Below are 19,239 nucleotides of genomic sequence, written 5' to 3' on the forward strand. Positions count from 1 at the left end.
CGGCAGTGTCGGCCTGCATTCGTCAAGAGCGGCAGGCAGTCACCGCATTGCCGATCAGTCCGGCGGACCCTGCTCCTGCAGGCGCAAGCCCCAATCGCGCAGTGATGCGACCACCGGCCCGACTTCACGGCCCTTGGCGGTCAGCAGGTAATCCAGGCGCGGTGGATGTTGCTCGTACAGGCGACGTTCGATCAGACCATTGGCTTCGAGCGCTTTGAGCCGGGTCGACAGCGTGCTTGGCGCACAGCCCTTGAGCGAGTCTTGCAGGTCTTGGAACCGCCGGGTCGGATTATGCAGCAGATCGCGCAGGATAAGGATCACCCAGCGCTCGCCGATCAGCTCAAGCGCGGTGATCACCGGGCAGAAGGCGTAGGTCGGAACGGGGGCCGGGGTTTTGGGATTGATGTCTGACATGAGCGCGAGTCTAGCAAGGGGATCCCACGCTGGGTAGGGTGCCCGTCCACGGGCCTCTACGTCCCTATCAACCCAACCCGCTCAAATCCAGCTTGTCCTGCGGCAACGGCATGGAGAAGTAGTAACCCTGCGCCTGGCCCGCACCCATCTCCCTGAGCAATTGCAAGGTTTCAGCGTCTTCCACGCCCTCGGCGACCACCGTCAAACCCAGCGACTCGGCCATGCGCACGATCGCCCGGACGATGGCGCGGCTGCGCGAACTGGTGCTCAATTCGAGGGTGAAGGATTTGTCGATCTTCAACCCGCTGAAGTGATACTGATGCACGTAACTGAGGGACGAGAAACCTGCGCCAAAATCGTCCAGCACCGTCGACACGCCGTGATCGGCCAAATGCTTCATCGCCTGACGCGCCAGTTCAGGTTCTGCTACCAGCGCGCCCTCGGTCAGCTCCAGGCAGATGCGCGAAGGCGCCACGCCATGTTGGGCCAGCAGGCTCAGCACCTCACTGGCGAACTCCGGCCGGCTGATGCTGTAACTCGAACAGTTGACGTGCACGGTCGGCCAATGGGCGTGGCTTGGCTGGGCCAGCATCGTCACCACTTGCTGCAGCATGTAGAAGTCCAGCCTGCCGATCAGGCGCAGCCCTTCCAGGGCTGGCAGAAAGTGACCGGGAGCGATCACCCGCCCGTCGGCCTGTCGCCAGCGAATCAGCGCTTCGAGAGCCAGGATCTTGCCCGTGGCCACGTCGATGATCGGCTGGAAATACGGCAGCAATTCGTCGGTGCGCTTGAGGGCGTTACGTAGCGCTCCCTCCTGCTCCATTTGGTCGGAGACCTCGCGTCGGACTTCCTGGTTGAACACCGCATAACTGTCACGCCCGGCATTCTTGACCCGGTACATCGCCGTGTCGGCATCGCGCAGCAGGTCCGCGGGCTCCTTGTGAAACTGCAAATCAGCGCCTACCACACCGATGCTGCACGAGGAGAACACGGCATGCCCGTCGATATAGAACGGCACGTCGAATGCCAGCAGAATGCGTTCGGCGATGGCTACCGTAATGTCCGGCGGTGCCGCATAGGCCAGGACCGCAAACTCGTCCCCTCCCAACCGTGCCAGCAGATCGGTGTCGCGCATACAGCTGCGCAGGCGATCCGCGGCCTGGACCAACAGCAAGTCGCCGGAGTGATGACCCAGGCTGTCGTTGACCATCTTGAAGCGGTCCAGGTCGATGAACATCACCACCAGTTCCTGACCGTGGTTGCAGAAATCCTCCCAGGCCACTTGCAGACGCTGTTGCAGATGGCTGCGATTGGGCAGTCCGGTCAGCGCGTCATGGGCGTTTTCGTGCTGCAACTTGGCGTTGGCGTAATCCAGTTCGCGAGTACGGTCCTGCACCCTGGCCTCCAGCCGCAGATTTGCGGTATGAATGGCGTCGGCAGCGCTGCGCCGGGACAGCGCGGTATCGATGTGCCGCGACACGAAGGTCAACAGGTCCTGGTCGCGCAGGGAGTAGCTGACGTGAGGCGAATAACTCTGCACCGCCAGCACGCCGCGCACCACATCGCCGTCGAACAGTGGTATGCCCAGCCAGGAACAGGAGCGGTTGATGTCGTTCTGGATGGTGATTTCGCCGGAGCTTTCCAGGCGTCGGGCCTCGACACTGTCGATCAGACACGGGCGCCGCTGGCGGATGACATATTCGGTGAATCCGCGCTCGCCACGGCGCGGGTCGGGGCGTCGAGTCAGGCGTTCGTCGACGTAATACGGGAACGTTACCTCGCCGGTCGCGTCATCGAACAATGCGATATAGAAGTTCAGCGCAAACAGTAGCTCGCCGACGATGCCATGCAAGCTCTTGAACAAATCAGTCATGTCCCCCGGCTGACTGGAAAGCTCGGCGATCTGGAACAGCGCGCTCTGCAAATGCTCGGCGCGCTCGCGGTCGGCAATCTCGTTCCTCAGGGCATCGTTGAGCCGGGACAGTTCCAGCGTCCGGCGCGCCACGGTTTCCTCCAGCTGCGCGCGGTGCAGGATGCGATCCAGCGCCATGGCCACGTGGCGCGCGACCACCAGAAACAACTCCTGATCCTCGACGCTGTATACCCGCGAAACGTCGTAGACCTGCATGGCAAGCATGCCGAATACGTCGTCCGAGGCGTTCTTCAGCGGTGCGCCCATCCAGAATTCGGGACGGTGGCCCAAGCAATGAAAGCGCTCCGCCGCCTGCGCGCGCTCGATGGCGGCGGCGTCGACGAACAGCGGTTGCTCGGTGGTCAGCACGTAACCGGTCATCGATAGCCGCTGCGGGTCGATAAACTCATGGGTCTCGGCCTCGAGGGCGTCCACATCGGTAATGTCGATGTAATACGGATAGGTGACCCTGCCGCTTTGGCTCTCGTACAGCGCCATATAGAAGTTTTCCGCATCGATCAGCGTCGACAGCTGCTGATGCACGCCCTGCAGGAACGCCGAGCGATCACGGGTCGAACTGGCAAGATAGGTAATTTCGTACAACACCCGTTGCGTAGCTTGGGCGCGTACCAGTGCGTCGCTCTGCAGACGCAACCCCAGTTTGCTCGCCAACGCCAACAGAAACGGGTTGTCCGACTCACGCTCCGGGGCCAGCAACCAGCCCAGCGGCGCCTCGCCGTGACCGGTGACCCAACGCTGCAAGCCATGGTCGCGGCAGAAGCCTTCGAAAGTTTCCCGGGAAATATGCCGGGGCCATTCGGTCGAGGCATCGCCCTGCCCCAGCAAGTGCATATGCTGGTTGGCGCGGTAGGCAGCCCAACACAGGCCGGGAGCGGCAAGCGCCGCCGCCCTGAGCAATGCTTCCACGGAGTTCTCGTCGGCCATCGATGACGCGTTTTCCGATCCGTCACGTATCTGATGCAACGTCTTCTCCTCAGCAGCCGGCGGGCGCTGAGAGGGGTTTAAGACATGAGAAGTCATAGGCGCTCCATTGCCAGTGTGGGACTGAACTATCTTCATGGGGTCTGACAGATGGTTGCAAGCGCCATATTCGTTTTAGCTGCCTATAAACGACGGAAAAACGGGATTTCACGACATTTCACGTGCATCTCACGTACTTGTCACATGAGACTCGCATCTATATCGGCATACCGCGCTTGAAATGAAAGATTTTCGGCGCTTGCTGATCAGACCGAACGACCTCGATGAATCGTCGCCATCATTGACCTTTGACGGTTCTCGCGTGTCTCTGAATGCTGTTACCGATAACCTTTGCCCACTGGAGATGATCGCAAAATGATCAAGACTTACAGCTATGCCGCGCAAAAATCCACGGACAAACTGGCGCCGTTTCAGATCGAACGCCGCGATCCAGGTGCTGACGACGTGCAGATCGACATTCTGTTCTGCGGTGTCTGTCACTCCGACCTGCACACCGCGCGCAACGAATGGAACAACACCCTGTACCCGTCGGTGCCTGGCCATGAAATCGTCGGCAAGGTCACGGCGGTAGGCGCCAACGTCAAGAACTTCAAGGTCGGCGACCTGGCCGGCGTCGGCTGCATGGTCGACAGTTGCCAGCATTGCGCCTCCTGCGCCGAAGGCGACGAGCAATATTGCGAAAACGGCTTTACCGGCACCTACAACGGCCCGGTCTTCGGTGGCGAAAATACGTTTGGCGGTTACTCCGACAAGATCGTGGTGAAAGAGAAATTCGTGCTGAAGATCTCCCACAGCGACAACCTGGCAGCGGTCGCTCCGCTGCTCTGCGCCGGTATCACCACCTACTCGCCGCTGCACCACTGGAAAGTCGGCCCTGGCAAGAAAGTCGGCGTGGTCGGCCTTGGCGGCCTTGGCCACATGGCGGTGAAGATTGCCCACGCCATGGGCGCCCATGTGGTGCTGTTTACTACCTCGCCGAACAAGCGCGAAGACGGCCTGCGTCTGGGTGCCGATGAAGTCATCGTGTCGAAAAACCCGGAGGAAATGGCGACCCAGGCCAACAAGCTGGATTTCATCCTCAACACCGTGGCTGCACCGCACGATCTGGACGCCTTTCTCAACCTGCTCAAACGTGACGGCACCATGACCCTGGTCGGCGCGCCGGACAGCCCGCATCCTTCTCCGTCGGTGTTCAACCTGATCTTCAAACGCCGCAGCATCGCGGGCTCGCTGATTGGTGGCATCAGGGAAACCCAGGAGATGCTGGATTTCTGCGCTAAACACGGCATCGTTTCCGACATCGAAATGATCCACATGAAGGACATCAACGAAGCGTACGAACGCATGGTCAAGGGCGACGTGAAGTACCGCTTCGTCATCGATATGGCAACACTCAAGGAACAAGCCTCGGCGGCCTGACTGCAATGCACCGGGCCCAACGGAAGCACGCCGTTTGGCCCGGACTCTTCGTAACATTCTGTGTTTCAGCGTAGAAAAAAATCCGCAACCAAGCGCATCGCGGTTGGTCACAACCCTTGCTATGGCTGCCCTGCCATCACGTGCAGTCCCCGGATTTCCTCACCTCCAGCAAGACGCCACGACTGCTCGCCATAAGCGCGTCATGGATTAGAGAGAAATGCTCAAAAGTGTATGCAGTTATTCAAAGCAATGCGCAGGCAGCGCATTGGTTATCGTAGACCGCTTGATGCTTTTACTGCCGCACACGCCTGCGCGCCGCCCACCGTCGGGGCCGGGCATGACTCAATGCTGACGAGGAACCTGTCCATGACCGATCAGCCTGATAAAAAAGAACCCACCTCAGATCTTTCGGCCTTTACCGTGCCGTCGCGACGAAACTTCCTCAAATCCATGGGCGTGTCTGGTCTCGCCGCCGCCACGGCGCCAATGTGGGCGCAGGCGCTGGAAGCCCAGGCCGCCGTGCCCGACGACACCGACGCACCGGCCAAAGACGAGCGGCGCATGACGCTCAAGGTCAACGGCCAGGCACACACGCTGAACCTTCCTGCCAACGCCGCGCTGCTGGATGTGCTGCGCGATCGCCTGCAACTGACCGGCACCAAGAAAGGCTGTGACCATGGCCAGTGCGGCGCTTGCACCGTGCATGTCAACGGCGCGGCCATCAATTCCTGTCTTTCCCTTGCAGCCATGCACGAAGGCGACGAAATCACCACCGTCGAAGGTCTGGCGAAGAATGGCAAATTGCATCCCGTGCAAGAGGCCTTCTGGGAACACGATGCCTATCAGTGCGGCTATTGCACCAGCGGCCAGATCATGAGCGCCGTGGCCATGCTGCAGGACAAGAACATCGGCAGCGACGACCAGAGCGTGCGCGAAGCCATGAGCGGTAACATCTGCCGCTGTGGCGCCTACAAGAACATTCTCACGGCGATACAGAGCGCGAGAATCAAGTTGCAGGAGGTGACCTGATGAGAGCCCTGGATTATGTCCGCGCCGGCAGCGTCGAGCAGGCCGTCGCCACCCATTCGAAAAGCCAGACAGCGTTTTTCCTCGCCGGCGGCACCACGCTGCTGGATCTGGTGAAACTCGACGTGATGCCTGCCGATCAGGTCATCGACGTCAACCACCTGGCCCTGAATCAGGTCGAGGTGCAGAAAGATGGCAGCGTGCGTATCGGCGCGCTGGTAAGCAACACCGCCCTCGCCCACCACGACTACATCGTCGAGCATTATCCGGTGCTGTCTCAGGCGCTGCTGTCGGGCGCAACCACGCAGTTGCGCAACAAGGCGACCACTGCCGGTAACGTGATGCAGCGGGTGCGCTGCAACTATTTCCGTGATGGCTACTCGCCGTGCAACAAGCGCGAACCCGGCTCCGGCTGTGCGGCCATCGACGGCCACAACCGCAGTGTGCACGCGGTGCTCGGCACCAGCGATCAATGCATCGCCACCCATCCGTCGGACATGTGCGTGGCCATGGCGGCGATTGGCGCCAGGGTCGAAGTTCAGGGAGCGAAAGGAAAACGCAGCATCGACTTCCTCGACTTCCACCTGCTGCCCGGCTCGACGCCGTGGAAAGAACATGCCTTGCAGGACGACGAGCTAATCACCCACGTGGTGCTGGACGCGCCCCTCGCTAACAGCAAGTCGGGCTATTTGAAACTGCGTGACCGCGCCTCGTATCAGTTCGCTCTGGCGTCCAGCGCAGTGATTCTGGTGATGGATGGCGACACTGTCCGCGACGCCCGCATCGCCATGGGTGGTGTCGGCACCCGACCCTGGCGAGCACTGGAGGCCGAGCGCGCGCTCAAGGGCGCGACACTGACCCCGCAGAACATGGAAAAGGCCGCTGCCATCGCCATGCAGGGCGCCAAACCCTATCGTCACAACGCCTACAAGATTGCCCTTGGGCAGCAGGCAATCGTGCGCAATCTGAGCACTCTGACGGCCTGACCGAGAGGATCGAGAAATGACGGATTCAAGCATGATCGGCTCAGCGCCGCGCCGAATCGATGGCCGGCGTAAAGTCACCGGAGGCGCGATGTACGCTTCCGATCACCATCCGCAAAACATGGCTTACGGCTACGGCGTTTTCAGCACCGTCGCCAGCGGCAAGATCACCGCGCTGGACCTGGACGCTGCACGCAAGTCGCCCGGCGTACTGGAGATCTTCCATCACGGCAACTTTCCGCAGCTGTACCACAACTCCGCGCTGCCGATGTCCTTCGCGCAGATTCTCAAGGCGGCCAAGTCTGACGAGAGCCGTCTGCCATTCGAAGACGAGACGGTATACTACGCCGGGCAGTTCGTCGCGTTGGTGGTGGCTGACACTTTTGAACACGCGCGAGCCGCCGCTTACAAGATCAAGGTCAGTTATAGCAAGAACACTGCCGTGGCCAATCTCGATCAGGGCATGAAGGCCGGCAAGCCGCAGGACGGCAGCCCCAATCACAACCGTGGTGACGCAGCCGCGGCATTCGACAGCGCCACCCACAGCATCGACGCGACCTACACCACGCCGGTGGAAACCCATAACCCGATGGAAATGCACGCCACCGTCGCCAGTTGGGAAGACGGCCGACTGATCGTCTACGAGGCCAGTCAGGGCGTGGTCGCGCACCGCAATTCGCTGGCGAAGATTTTCGGTCTGATTCCAGAGAAGGTCGAAGTGCGCGCGCCGTTCATTGGCTCGGGGTTCGGCAGCAAGTTGTGGATCTGGCCGCATTCGGTGGCCGCCTGCGGTGCTGCCAAGGTGCTCAACCGGCCGGTGCAACTGGTCGTGCCACGGCAGCAGATGTTCACTACCACCGGGCATCGTCCGGAAACCCGGCAGCGCATGCGTCTGGCCACCGACGACAAGGGCAAGCTGGTGTCGGTGCGCCATGAATCGATCAACAGCACGTCTTTCACCGATCCTTACAAGGAAAATTGCGGCACTTCGACCAAGAGCCTCTACAGCTGCGCGAATGTGTCAGTGACCCATAAAACGATCGAGGTCAATCGCGGCACCCCAACCTCCATGCGTGCCCCCGGCGCTGCTCCTGGGCTGTTCGCGCTGGAATCGGCGATGGATGAAATGGCCGACAGGATCGGCATGGACCCGCTGGCGTTTCGCAAACTCAATGTGTCCGAACGTGACGAGAGCCAGAATCTGCCGTGGTCGAGCAATCATCTGCAGGAGTGCATCGATCAGGCGGCCGAGCGCTTTGGCTGGAGCAAACGCGATCCCAAGCCGGAGTCGATGAAGGATGGCAACGAAATCATTGGTTACGGCATGGCAGCGTGTAACTGGGACGCCTATCGCACGCCTGCCGAGGCGCAGGTTTCGCTGCGCGCCGATGGCACAGCCTATGCGATCTGTGGCGTTCAGGACATCGGCACCGGCACCTACACCATCGTTGCGCAAGTGGTGAGCAGCATCACCGGAATCCCGCTGGACAAGATCGAAGTCGAACTGGGCAACTCGTCCTTCCCGCCTGCCCCGGTTTCCGGCGGCTCTTGGGCCACTGCCAGCGTCTTGCCAGCGATCGCCGAGGCCACGCGTCAGGCGATCGAGCAATTGAAAGCCTTCTCTACCGCACCAAAAGGCGTGTTTGCCGGGACCAAGGCCGAGCAGGTCAGCTTCGAACAGGGGCAACTCAAGAGCGGCGAGAAAACCTTCGCCATCACCGATGTGCTCAAGGCGCAGAAACAAGGCAGCGCCTTCGGTGAAGCCAAGACCGGGATGAACGACACCAGCAAGCATTCGTTCCGCTCGTTCGGGGTGCATTTCGTCGAAGTGCGCTGGGATCCGGGTATTTCGCGGCTGCGGGTTGCGCGAGTGGTCAGTGCCATTGATGTAGGCAAGGTGATCAATCACAAGACCTCGCTCAATCAGGTCGAGGGGGCGATCGTCATGGGGGTGGGCATGGCGCTGTTCGAAGCCTCCGACTTCGACGAACGCAACGGCATGCCAGTCAATAACAATTACGCCGAATATGTGGTGCCGGTGCATGCGGATCAGCCGGAAATCGACGTGATCCTGCTGGACTACCCCGACTATGAACTCAACGAGTTCGGCGCGCGCGGGGTCGGCGAGATCGGCATCACCGGACTGGCGGCGGCGGTGGCCAATGCGGTGTCGCATGCCACGGGTAAACGGATTCGTGATCTGCCAATCACCCTCGACAAGCTGATGGACTTGCCGCCGACGATGAGTGCTTGAACAAACGCGCTTCACCTCTGTAGCACGGCTTGCCGACAGTGGCGTTCCCTAAAACGCTGTCGCCGGCAAGCCGTGTTGCCAGGAGATGAGCAGAATATGGAGATTGGGACTCCGGATTCTGCTCACACCAACTCCGGCTCAATCCGGTCCCGCCCGCCCATTTTCGCGGCATACACCCCGGAATCAGCCCGCAGCAGCAATTCATCCCCGGTCTCGCCCTTGCGCCAACTGGCAACGCCGAAACTGGCGGTCACACGGCCCACGCCGTCTATCGCTTCATCCCGCAACGCCGTCCACAACTGCGCGGCCAGTTCATAGGCCTGGACCCCGTCGGTGTCCGGGCACAGGACCATGAATTCCTCACCGCCCAGCCGACAGAACACATCGCTGCGCCGCAGCCGAAGGCAAAGCCGCTCGCAGATCGCCTGCAGCACATGATCGCCCACCGCATGACCCATCTGGTCGTTAATGCATTTGAAATGATCGATATCCAGCATCACAACGGCAAAGATCGCTCCGTGGCGCTGCGCCCGTGCCAACTCGGTCTGCAGACGCTCCTGAAAATACCGACGGTTGTAGATGCCGGTCAGCGCATCGGTCACCGACATGGTCCGCAACTCTTCCTCCACGCGTTTGCGCTCGGTGATGTCCAGGCACACCGCCAGATAACCGATCCACTGATTATGTTCGTCGAGCACAGGGCTGACCCGCATATTGACGCGCAAGTGATTGCCATCGTGACGCACGAACGTCCAGTCATTGGCCTGATGACCATGCTCCTGAACCGCTTCGACTAGCATCACCTCAGAGGCATCGATCGGACGACCATAGCGCTGGCTCAATTCAATGACGCGTTCGGCGAGTTCCGAGGACAAATGCAGCTGTCGCAAGGGCCATGCCCCGCACACCTGTGCACTGCGGTAGCCCAGCATCTTCTCGGCGCCGATGTTGAAGGTGGTGATCAACCCTTCCCGATCGGTGGCAATGATCGCCACATGCGTCGCAGCGTCCAGTACGTTGCGCAATTGGCTATGGGCACTGCGCAACTGCTGCTCGCGCTGACGCAATAGTGCCGTGCGTTGCTCCACCAGCTTCAGTGCCCGCTGACGCTGGCTGATCAGGGCATACAGCAATGCGCTGAGCATCAAGCTGAGCAAGGCACCGAGCACCACTACACTGTCGCTCGAAGACGGGTTGGCGCCGATGAACACCGCCGTTGGGCGCACCTGAAGCAGGTAGCTGCGCCCGGCGAAATTCAGCGTTTTCGTGGACAGCAAGTCACTGGTTACCGCCTCGACTGGCGACTGATAGAGCACCTGTGGCGCCTGCACCGATGTAATGTCCTCAAGCTTGAGCGTCAGGTTGTCCTCAGCGCTCAAAGGCAGCCCCTCGGTCAGCATTTTTCGCACGCTGATAACGCCCAACACAAATCCTTGCAGGGCGGGGACAGTTCCTGACTGAGGACGTGACTGAACCGGCGCAACCAATAGCACACCCATACGGTTTTCGGCTTCCAGTCCAACCAGTTCCATGCGCGGAGAAGCGGCCATCTCACCCGACCCTATCGCTCTCTCAAGAGTTTCCTGGCGCATACGCTCCGAATTCACATCGAAGCCCAGCGGCAATTCAAGGGTGCTGCGACTCTGGGTGAATCGCACCGGGTAATACACCGGACGCTGACTGGCGACCTTGAGGCCGCGGTCATCGTCGAGCTCGCGCACGGAAAAACCGTCGATTCCCGATTCACGAGCCTGTTGCTCGAATGACCGACGCTCGCCATCGCGCACTTTCGGCGCCCATGAATATGCTTGAGTGAAGGTCAACAGAGGACGGGAGAAACCATTGAATTCGTCTTCGGAGACTTCATCGGAATAGATGAAAAAGCGCCGCAGGCTGTCCAGCCCGCGAATCTGGCCTTCGAGACGATCCTTGATGTGGCTCACACGTTCGGCAGCGAGCAGCTCGAAGCGCTGACGCAACTGCCGTTGATGCAAGCCGGCATTGGTCAAGGCCAGTAGCCCGGTCAATACGGCACCCGCGGAAAACACCGTCACGGCAACCAGCCATGACGAGGCATCTTCGCTGATGAAACCAAGGATCTTGACGCTGGACCGATTAGACGACATACGCAGAACTCATGACGCCACCGTGTTGGCGCGACACGTGGTCGAGGATCACTTATAGCTATTCGCCACTAGTTTGCCTAGTGCTGCATGTCGCTCGGTTTATAGCCGGGCAGTGGCGCCGTCTCAGGTCGAAACGACGCCGCCTGCAACGGAATCGGTTCAGCGTGCGGTAATTTTCCAGGCGCGGTGGATTTTGCCATTGCGGGTGAAGTCCGGGTCAATGGTCTGCTGGGTGATTTCTTCCACCGCGTAGCGCTCGGCCAGGTTCTCTTCGAGCTGGAACTTGCGGAAGTTGTTGGAGAAATACAGCACCCCGCCGCTGGCCAGGCGCGCCATCGCCAGGTCGATCAGCTGCACGTGGTCGCGCTGCACGTCAAACACCCCCTCCATGCGCTTGGAGTTGGAGAAGGTTGGCGGGTCGATGAAGATCAGATCGTATTCATCACGGCTGGATTCCATCCAAGCCATCACATCACCTTGCTCCAGGCGGTTCTTGTCGGAGAAGCCGTTGAGCGACAGATTACGTCGCGCCCAGTCCAGATAGGTTTTCGACAGATCGACACTGGTCGTGCTGCGCGCCCCGCCTTTGGCGGCATGTACGCTAGCAGTGGCGGTGTAACAGAACAGGTTGAGAAAACGCTTGCCCGCCGCTTCACGCTGGATGCGCATACGCATCGGGCGATGATCGAGAAACAGGCCAGTGTCCAAGTAGTCGGTCAGGTTGACCAGCAGCTTGACGCCGCCCTCGTTGACTTCATTGAACTTGCCTTGAGCGCTCTGGCGCTCGTACTGCTTGGTGCCGCTCTGGCGCTCGCGGCGTTTGACCACCACCCGGCTCTTGTCGATGTTCAGCGCCTGGGGAATGGCCGCCAGCGCATCAAACATGCGAATCGAGGCTTTTTCCGGGTCAATGGACTTCGGCGCTGCGTATTCCTGAACGTGGACCCAGTCGTGGTACAGGTCGATGGCCATCGCATATTCCGGCATGTCGGCGTCATACACGCGGTAGCAATCAATACCTTCTCGCTTGACCCACTTGCCCAGGGCCTTGAGGTTCTTTTGCAGGCGGTTGGCGAACATCTGCCCGCCCTCGCTCAGACGTGGCTGCTCAATCGCCGGTGCCGGAGCTGGCGTCGGCTTGATCGGGTTGCCGTTCTTGTTGAATTTGCGCTCCTGCGGCTCATCCGGAGTCTGATCGTAGGCCGCCTGCTCGCGCTCGGCCTGACGCTGCTCGGGGGTGCGGCGCTCGCCGGTGACGAATTGATCCGGCTGCACCTTGATCAGCAGCAGCTTGCACGGCAAGGCGCCGTTCCAGAACGCGTATTGCTTGTGGCTGCGAATGCCCATGCGCTTGCCCAGGTCCGGCGCGCCGGTGAACACCGCGGCCTCCCAGTTCAGACAGGCCTGACGCAGTCGCTCGCCGAGGTTCTGATAGAGGTACAACAGGCTCGCTTCGTCGCCCAAACGCTCGCCATAGGGCGGGTTGCAGATCACCAGGCCTTTCTGGTTCTGGTCCGGACGTGGCTCGAACGTCGCGACTTCGCCCTGATAGATCTTGATCCAGTCGGACAGGCCGGCGCGTTCGACGTTATTGCGGCCCGGCTGAATCAACCGTGGGTCGGCTTCATAACCGCGAATCCACAACGGCGGTTTAGCCAGACCGGTTTCGGCGCGCGCCAAGGCTTCGTCATGCAGCTTGCGCCACAGCGCCGGAACATGACCCAGCCAGGCCGAGAAACCCCAGCGTTCACGCTTGAGGTTCGGCGCGATGTCGGCGGCAATCATGGCCGCTTCCACCAGGAAGGTGCCCACACCGCACATCGGGTCAGCCAGCGCCCCGCCCTCGGCAGCAATACGCGGCCAGCCGGAACGGATGAGAATCGCCGCCGCGAGGTTCTCCTTCAGCGGAGCCGCACCTTGCTGCAGGCGATAGCCGCGCTGGTGCAGGCTGTGCCCGGACAGGTCCAGCGACAGAATTGCTTCGCCACGGTCCAGACGCAGGTGGACGCGCAAGTCTGGGTTGAGCTTGTCGATCGACGGGCGCGAACCATCGGCCGTGCGCAGCCGGTCGACGATGGCGTCCTTGACCTTCAACGCGCCGAAGTGAGTGTTGTCGATGCCCGAGCCATGACCGCTGAATTCCACTGCCAGGGTGCCATCCGGTTCAAGGTGGTCGGCCCACTCGATGTCGTGCACGCCGTGGTAGAGGTCTTCGGCATCCTTCATCGGGAAGCGTTTGAGCACCAGCAGCACGCGGTTCGCCAGACGGGACCACAGGCACAGCCGGTAGGCGGTTTCCATGTCGGCGCTGCCACGGATGGTCGAGGTATGCTCGCGAGTGTCCTGAAGGCCAAGGGCAGTGGCTTCCTCAGCGAGCAGGCCTTCGAGGCCTTTGGGACAGGTGAGGAAAAGTTCGTAACGGTCCGACATGGGTATTCCAGAGCCTCAGGCTTGAGCGGCGGGACAACGCATTGTCCGACCCGATTGCAACAGACGTCTTTCTTGGAGAACGCCTGCGTGGCACATAAGTTGTGCCGGTCCGCCGCAACGATGTATTTCGAATGCGGCAGTTATGCCCGCCGGAAAAATCCGGCCAACGTTTTGATATTAAAAAACCGGTATTCAGCCCGACGACGGCAGTAATAAAAAGTCACATGACTGACCCTTCGTCGTTTTAAATCTGACGTCAAACAGCCATCAGCGTTACTTGAGAACGACTCGCAAAATTCATGAAGACCCACGTATCAGGGCGCCTCGTAAAAAAAACGTACGCGAAATGCGGCGACCCTTATGGTCTTAATGCCTCAACAATTACGTTCTTATGACAAAACGGTCATTCACAGCGCCCGGTGCATTGGTTAGAAATCACCTCAGGCCGTCGTCGCAACGACGATGGCATCAGCGCTCGCGACGCCGGCAGCGGGCATTCAAAGGCAGAAGATTTCTGCCCGGCCTCGACATGAGGTCTCCAGGGACAAACAGTCAACAAACGAGGGCAACACCCTATGAGAAGACTTAAGCGTGATCCGTTGGAAAGAGCATTTTCGCGCGGATATCAATACGGCGTAACTGGTAAATCCCGTGAGCTTTGCCCATTTACTCTACCGTCGGTGCGCCAAGCCTGGATCAATGGCTGGCGGGAAGGACGCGGCGACAACTGGGACGGTATGACCGGCACTGCGGGTATACACAGGCTCAACGAACTTCACGCAGTCGGCTGACACTCAAATTATCAAAGGTACATTCCGACTCAATAAGATTTCTTCGAAAGAATCGACAATCTGCGTCGTAAACACCTAAACATGCACGCCCCACCCGGGCGGCGGGCCAAAAGCCCAAGAGGGGTTCCATTACGGAACCCCTCTTTTTGCCCGAGGCATTTTACCGCCTCGTTTCAGCGAGGCATGGCAGCAATGGCGTCCACCGCTTCACGGATCAGCGCCGGCCCCTTATAAATGAAGCCCGAATAGACCTGCACCAGACTCGCACCCGCAGCGATCTTCTCGGCCGCGTGCTTGCCCTCGGTGATGCCCCCCGCAGCGATGATCGGCAGTTTCCCGCCCAGCTCACCGGCCAGTACCTTGACGATGTGGGTACTCTTCTCGCGCACCGGCGCACCCGACAGACCACCCGCCTCATCGGCATGGGGCAGACCTTCGACGCCTTGACGGCTGAGGGTCGTGTTGGTCGCGATCACTGCGTCCATTCCCGATTCCAGCAGCGCACTGGCCACCAGTACGGTTTCTTCATCGCTCATGTCCGGTGCGATCTTGATTGCCAGCGGGACACGCTTGCCATGGGTCAGGGTCAGCGCCTCCTGACGCACACGCAGGGCTTCGAGCAACTGCTTGAGCGAATCACCAAATTGCAAACTGCGCAGCCCGGGCGTGTTCGGCGAACTGACGTTGACGGTGATGTAGCTGGCGTGGGCGTACACCTTGTCCAGGCAGATCAGGTAGTCGTCGACGGCGCGCTCGACCGGCGTGTCGACATTCTTGCCGATATTGATACCGAGCACGCCGTTGTACTTGGCCGCCTGTACGCGACTGACCAGGTGGTCGACGCCCAAGTTGTTGAAGCCCATGCGGTTGATGACGGCTTCGGCGTGAGGCAGGCGAAAAATCCGTGGTTTTGGATTGCCTGGCTGTGGACGAGGGGTCACGGTGCCGATTTCAACGAAGCCGAAGCCAAGCTGGGCAAACCCGTCGATGGCCGCGCCGTTCTTGTCCAGGCCGGCAGCAAGGCCCACCGGGTTGGGAAACTGCAAGCCCATGACCGTCACAGGCAGCCGCGCGGGCGCCTTGTTGAACAGGCCATTGAGTCCCAGTCGTCCGCCTGCGCCGATCAGGTCAATAGACAGATCGTGGGAGGTTTCCGGGGAGAGTTTGAACAGTAACTGGCGGGCCAGGTTATACATGGGCGGGCGCGGCTCGTTTGCGGCTGAAGTCAGCGGCGGATTATAGACGGGCACGCGGGTCGAGCGCGAGGCATGTCGCAAACTTCGCCCGGCGCCCGACAGACCGCTGGCATATGGCTTGCTTGAGAGTCTGCAAAGATCGCGATCCAACGGCGGATCGGGAATCGGACAATGACGTCGCTACCGTCCCGGCCCTGGCCCGGGCGGTGCGACGTTTTTTTATGGAAGGCCGGCAGGCCATCACCCACCCGCCACCTTCAAGCGGAAACGAAACCCATGAATGACATGCTCAACTCGCCGCTCGCCTGGGTCAACGGCAGCGACGCGCCAGAACTGAACAGCATCGACGCTGGCTTCATGGCCCTCACCGACAGTGCCTCGCTGATCGTCGCCGCTACCCAGGGTTTCGCTCAGCCTTACGGCCTGAACATTAATCTGCATCGCCAGCATTCCTGGGCCAGCCTGCGTGACAAGCTGGTCAATGGCGAACTGCACGCCGCGCACAGCCTTTATGGCCTGGTCTATGCCGCACATCTGGGAATTGGCGGTCAGGCCAAAGATATGGCCGTGCTCATGGGGCTCAATCAGAACGGCCAGAGCATCAATCTCTCAGCGGCGCTACAGAGCGCCGGGGTGATCACTCCTGGAGCGCTGGATCGGCGCACGCACCAAAGCGGGACAAAACTGACCTTCGCCCAGACACTGCCCACCGGCAACCATGCGCTGTGGTTGTATTACTGGCTTGCCAGTCAAGGCATTCACCCTCTTCTGGATGTCGAAAGCGTGGTCGTGCCGCCACCGCAGATGGTCGAGCATCTCAAGGCCGGGCGCATCGATGGTTTTTGCGTGGGTGAACCCTGGGGCGCCCGCGCCGTCAGCCAGAATCTTGGATTCACCCTGGCAACAACCCAGGCCATCTGGCCGGATCATCCGGAAAAAGTGCTCGGCTGCAGCCTGGAATTCGTCCAGCAATACCCCAACACCGCGCGGGCGTTGGTCATGGCGGTGCTGGAGGCCAGTCGTTTCATTGAAGAAAGCCTGGACAATCGCCGCAGCGCCGCGCAGATGCTCAGTGGCAGCGAATACGTCAACGCCCCCGTCGAAGACATCGAGGCGCGTCTGCTCGGGGAATATTCCGATGGCTTGGGCAACCACTGGCAGGATCATCACGCCGTGAGTTTTCATCGCAAAGGCGAGGTAAACATGCCTTATCTGTCCGACGGCATGTGGTTCATGACCCAGTTCCGCCGCTGGGGCCTGCTGCGTGAAGACCCGGATTATCTGGGCGTCGCCCGCCAGGTTCAGCAGCTGGATCTCTATCGCGAGGCCGCCGAGGCATTGGCTATCAGCGTCCCGCCCTCCCCGATGCGCAGCAGCCAGTTGATCGACGGCAAAATCTGGGATGGCAGTGACCCGGCAGGCTACGCCCGCAGCTTCAAACTCCACGCACTGGCCGATACCGCGCCCGTCACTGACCACTGATAAAGGAGACGCGAACATGCTGCGAATCCTGCTGATCAATGACACACCAAAGAAAGTCGGGCGATTGAAGGCCGCACTCAGTGAAGCGGGTTTCGAGGTCATCGACGAATCAGGTTTGATCATCGACCTGCCTGAGCGCGTACAGGCTGTACGCCCGGACGTGATCCTGATCGACACCGAATCGCCAGGCCGCGATGTGATGGAACAGGTGGTGCTGGTGACTCGCGATCTGCCACGTCCGATCGTGATGTTCACCGATGAACACGACCCGGACGTCATGCGTCGTGCGATCAAATCCGGGGTCAGCGCCTATATCGTCGAAGGCATTCACGCCCAGCGTTTGCAGCCGATCCTCGACGTGGCCATGGCCCGTTTCGAAAGCGATCAGGATCTGCGCGCCCAGCTTCATGCTCGCGATCAGCAACTGGCCGAGCGCAAACGCATCGAGACCGCCAAGGGCCTGCTGATGAAGATGAAGCAGTGCAATGAGGAAGAGGCCTACACCCTTATGCGCAGGCAGGCAATGAGTCGGCAGCAGAAGCTGATTCAGGTCGCCGAGCAGATCATTGCGATGAGCGAGTTGTTGGGGTAAGCACCTGCGTTCGGTCAGCGCCGTAAGCGATATTGATGTTTACCGCGCCCCTTGTATGGGGCGGCTTTGCTGGTGAACAACGCCAGAGCCGACGCTGCAGTACCGAATCCCACCCCCCCTGCATGTTTTGCAGGACTCGACATCAATGGATCTGGCCCACTCCTTGCTTGATCAGTCAAACAGGTAGCCAACGGCGGTTGCCCCACTTACGACAAAGACGTCGCACACCCTTCGCCCAGGCGCGAATAGGGTTGCGACGTTTTTTCGTTTTGGACCCGCGAAAAACGGGCCGGGTGGAGCACCGCCGTGGTGCCTCACCTCCCAAGACCTAACCGCAACGGTGCAGGCCGCATTCGCACCGGTGATGATTTTCTGCAGATGAGGTGTCAGATGAATACAAGTTTCTGGAAGGCGGGCCATAAACCCACGTTGTTCGCAGCGTTCCTCTATTTCGACCTGAGCTTCATGGTCTGGTACCTGCTGGGGCCGCTGGCCGTACAGATTGCCGCCGACCTGCACCTGACCACCCAGCAACGTGGGCTGGTGGTTGCCACGCCGATTCTGGCCGGTGCGTTCCTGCGCTTTCTGATGGGTATGCTGGCCGATCAACTGTCACCCAAAACCGCAGGCATCATCGGCCAAGTGATCGTCATCGGCGCCCTGTTGTGCGCCTGGCAGCTGGGTATTCACAGCTATGAGCAGGCTCTGCTGCTGGGCGTGTTCCTCGGCATGGCGGGTGCGTCCTTCGCCGTCGCCCTGCCGCTGGCCTCGCAATGGTACCCACCGCAGCATCAGGGCAAAGCCATGGGCATTGCCGGCGCTGGCAACTCGGGCACCGTATTCGCCGCACTGATCGCTCCGGTGCTTGCCGCGAGCTTCGGCTGGAGCAATGTGTTCGGCTTCGCCGCGCTGCCACTGGTACTGACTCTGATCGCCTTCTGGCTGATGGCCCGCAACGCACCCGAGCGTCCACAACCCAAGTCCATGGGTGATTACTTCAAGGCGCTGGGCGATCGCGACAGCTGGTGGTTCATGTTCTTCTACAGCGTCACGTTCGGCGGCTTCATCGGCCTGGCTAGCGCACTGCCGGGCTACTTCAATGACCAGTACGGTCTGAGCCCGGTGACCGCGGGTTATTACACCGCGGCCTGCGTATTCGGCGGCAGCATGATGCGCCCTCTGGGTGGAGCGCTGGCTGACCGCTTCGGCGGTATCAGGACACTGTCGGGCATGTACGCAGTGGCCGCCATCTGCATCGCCGCCGTGGGCTTCAACCTACCAAACTCGTGGGCTGCGCTGGCGTTGTTCGTCGCCGCCATGCTCGGCCTTGGTGCCGGCAACGGCGCAGTGTTTCAACTGGTGCCGCAACGTTTTCGCAAGGAAATCGGAGTAATGACCGGGCTGATCGGCATGGCCGGTGGCATAGGCGGTTTTCTTCTGGCGGCAGGTCTCGGGGCGATCAAACAGAACACTGGCGACTATCAGCTGGGTCTGTGGCTGTTTGCGCTGCTTGGTGTGCTTGCCTGGTTCGGCCTGATGAACGTCAAGCGCCGCTGGAGAACCACTTGGGGCTCGGCCGCGGTTACTGCCGCGCGTGTCTGATTACCCGGGA

Annotated in this window: 13 protein-coding genes; 8 read left to right on the forward strand and 5 right to left on the reverse strand. The window is 60.5% G+C overall.

What is annotated here, in order from left to right; translation table 11 throughout:
• Window positions 1-54 precede the first annotated feature (54 nt).
• Both ACRER8_RS17260 and ACRER8_RS17265 read right to left on the reverse strand, forming a co-directional pair.
• Window positions 55-414, reverse strand: coding sequence for a winged helix-turn-helix transcriptional regulator (locus ACRER8_RS17260; protein ID WP_431747432.1), 360 nt, complete (start codon window positions 412-414; stop codon window positions 55-57).
• Between the two features lie 67 nt (window positions 415-481).
• Window positions 482-3,271, reverse strand: a complete 2,790-nt coding sequence (locus ACRER8_RS17265) for a sensor domain-containing phosphodiesterase (protein WP_431747459.1) — start codon at window positions 3,269-3,271, stop codon at window positions 482-484.
• 411 nt (window positions 3,272-3,682) lie between these two features.
• Between ACRER8_RS17265 and ACRER8_RS17270 the strand changes: the two genes are divergently transcribed.
• The 4 genes from ACRER8_RS17270 to ACRER8_RS17285 all read left to right on the forward strand — a co-directional run bounded on the left by ACRER8_RS17270 (window position 3,683) and on the right by ACRER8_RS17285 (window position 9,010).
• A complete protein-coding gene (locus tag ACRER8_RS17270) occupies window positions 3,683-4,747 on the forward strand; it encodes an NAD(P)-dependent alcohol dehydrogenase (RefSeq protein WP_431747433.1) in 1,065 nt (354 codons plus the stop codon).
• Window positions 4,748-5,113: 366 nt separating this feature from the next.
• On the forward strand, window positions 5,114-5,776 hold the full coding sequence (locus ACRER8_RS17275) for a 2Fe-2S iron-sulfur cluster-binding protein (RefSeq protein WP_431747434.1): 663 nt from the start codon (window positions 5,114-5,116) through the stop codon (window positions 5,774-5,776).
• The gene (locus ACRER8_RS17280) at window positions 5,776-6,759 is read left to right on the forward strand and encodes an FAD binding domain-containing protein (protein WP_431747435.1); all 984 of its coding nucleotides are present in this window, start codon (window positions 5,776-5,778) and stop codon (window positions 6,757-6,759) included. The genes ACRER8_RS17275 and ACRER8_RS17280 overlap by 1 nt, the downstream gene beginning before the upstream one ends.
• 16 nt (window positions 6,760-6,775) lie before the next feature.
• Complete coding sequence (locus ACRER8_RS17285) at window positions 6,776-9,010, forward strand: xanthine dehydrogenase family protein molybdopterin-binding subunit (protein ID WP_431747436.1); 2,235 nt, start codon at window positions 6,776-6,778, stop codon at window positions 9,008-9,010.
• Window positions 9,011-9,132: 122 nt separating this feature from the next.
• Here the strand turns inward: ACRER8_RS17285 and ACRER8_RS17290 are convergent, their stop codons facing one another.
• Entirely contained in the window at window positions 9,133-11,136 is a 2,004-nt protein-coding gene (locus ACRER8_RS17290; RefSeq protein WP_431747437.1) for a diguanylate cyclase, read from the reverse strand.
• A 159-nt stretch (window positions 11,137-11,295) separates the two neighbouring features.
• Window positions 11,296-13,566, reverse strand: coding sequence for a bifunctional 23S rRNA (guanine(2069)-N(7))-methyltransferase RlmK/23S rRNA (guanine(2445)-N(2))-methyltransferase RlmL (gene rlmKL, locus ACRER8_RS17295; protein ID WP_431747438.1), 2,271 nt, complete (start codon window positions 13,564-13,566; stop codon window positions 11,296-11,298).
• Between the two features lie 575 nt (window positions 13,567-14,141).
• Between rlmKL and rmf the strand changes: the two genes are divergently transcribed.
• Window positions 14,142-14,357: a ribosome modulation factor gene (gene rmf / locus ACRER8_RS17300; RefSeq protein ID WP_010223328.1), complete on the forward strand. Its 216-nt coding sequence runs from the start codon at window positions 14,142-14,144 to the stop codon at window positions 14,355-14,357.
• Window positions 14,358-14,530: 173 nt separating this feature from the next.
• Here the strand turns inward: rmf and ACRER8_RS17305 are convergent, their stop codons facing one another.
• Window positions 14,531-15,553 carry a quinone-dependent dihydroorotate dehydrogenase gene (locus tag ACRER8_RS17305; protein ID WP_431747439.1) on the reverse strand — a complete coding sequence of 341 codons (1,023 nt, stop codon included), beginning with the start codon at window positions 15,551-15,553 and terminating at the stop codon, window positions 14,531-14,533.
• 276 nt (window positions 15,554-15,829) lie between these two features.
• Between ACRER8_RS17305 and ACRER8_RS17310 the strand changes: the two genes are divergently transcribed.
• The 3 genes from ACRER8_RS17310 (at window position 15,830) to ACRER8_RS17320 (ending at window position 19,229) form a co-directional block, all read left to right on the forward strand.
• Window positions 15,830-17,035: a CmpA/NrtA family ABC transporter substrate-binding protein gene (locus ACRER8_RS17310; protein WP_431747440.1), complete on the forward strand. Its 1,206-nt coding sequence runs from the start codon at window positions 15,830-15,832 to the stop codon at window positions 17,033-17,035.
• A gap of 16 nt (window positions 17,036-17,051) precedes the next feature.
• Complete coding sequence (locus ACRER8_RS17315; RefSeq protein ID WP_431747441.1) at window positions 17,052-17,627, forward strand: ANTAR domain-containing response regulator; 576 nt, start codon at window positions 17,052-17,054, stop codon at window positions 17,625-17,627.
• Between the two features lie 390 nt (window positions 17,628-18,017).
• Entirely contained in the window at window positions 18,018-19,229 is a 1,212-nt protein-coding gene (locus tag ACRER8_RS17320) for a nitrate/nitrite transporter (RefSeq protein ID WP_431747442.1), read from the forward strand.
• The last annotated feature ends 10 nt before the right edge of the window (window positions 19,230-19,239 follow it).

It is taken from the genome of Pseudomonas sp., from assembly GCF_050739935.1.
Taxonomy (GTDB): domain Bacteria; phylum Pseudomonadota; class Gammaproteobacteria; order Pseudomonadales; family Pseudomonadaceae; genus Aquipseudomonas.

Excerpts from the sequence above, each read along its gene's own strand:
- ACRER8_RS17310 (WP_431747440.1), top strand. The coding sequence starts at position 15,830 with ATGAATGACATGCTCAACTCGCCGCTCGCCTGGGTCAACGGCAGCGAC.
- ACRER8_RS17285 (WP_431747436.1), top strand. The coding sequence starts at position 6,776 with ATGACGGATTCAAGCATGATCGGCTCAGCGCCGCGCCGAATCGATGGC.
- ACRER8_RS17315 (WP_431747441.1), top strand. The coding sequence starts at position 17,052 with ATGCTGCGAATCCTGCTGATCAATGACACACCAAAGAAAGTCGGGCGA.
- rmf (WP_010223328.1), top strand. The coding sequence starts at position 14,142 with ATGAGAAGACTTAAGCGTGATCCGTTGGAAAGAGCATTTTCGCGCGGA.
- ACRER8_RS17305 (WP_431747439.1), bottom strand. The coding sequence starts at position 15,553 with ATGTATAACCTGGCCCGCCAGTTACTGTTCAAACTCTCCCCGGAAACC.
- ACRER8_RS17320 (WP_431747442.1), top strand. The coding sequence starts at position 18,018 with ATGAATACAAGTTTCTGGAAGGCGGGCCATAAACCCACGTTGTTCGCA.
- ACRER8_RS17265 (WP_431747459.1), bottom strand. The coding sequence starts at position 3,271 with ATGGCCGACGAGAACTCCGTGGAAGCATTGCTCAGGGCGGCGGCGCTT.
- ACRER8_RS17280 (WP_431747435.1), top strand. The coding sequence starts at position 5,776 with ATGAGAGCCCTGGATTATGTCCGCGCCGGCAGCGTCGAGCAGGCCGTC.
- rlmKL (WP_431747438.1), bottom strand. The coding sequence starts at position 13,566 with ATGTCGGACCGTTACGAACTTTTCCTCACCTGTCCCAAAGGCCTCGAA.
- ACRER8_RS17270 (WP_431747433.1), top strand. The coding sequence starts at position 3,683 with ATGATCAAGACTTACAGCTATGCCGCGCAAAAATCCACGGACAAACTG.
- ACRER8_RS17290 (WP_431747437.1), bottom strand. The coding sequence starts at position 11,136 with ATGTCGTCTAATCGGTCCAGCGTCAAGATCCTTGGTTTCATCAGCGAA.
- ACRER8_RS17260 (WP_431747432.1), bottom strand. The coding sequence starts at position 414 with ATGTCAGACATCAATCCCAAAACCCCGGCCCCCGTTCCGACCTACGCC.
- ACRER8_RS17275 (WP_431747434.1), top strand. The coding sequence starts at position 5,114 with ATGACCGATCAGCCTGATAAAAAAGAACCCACCTCAGATCTTTCGGCC.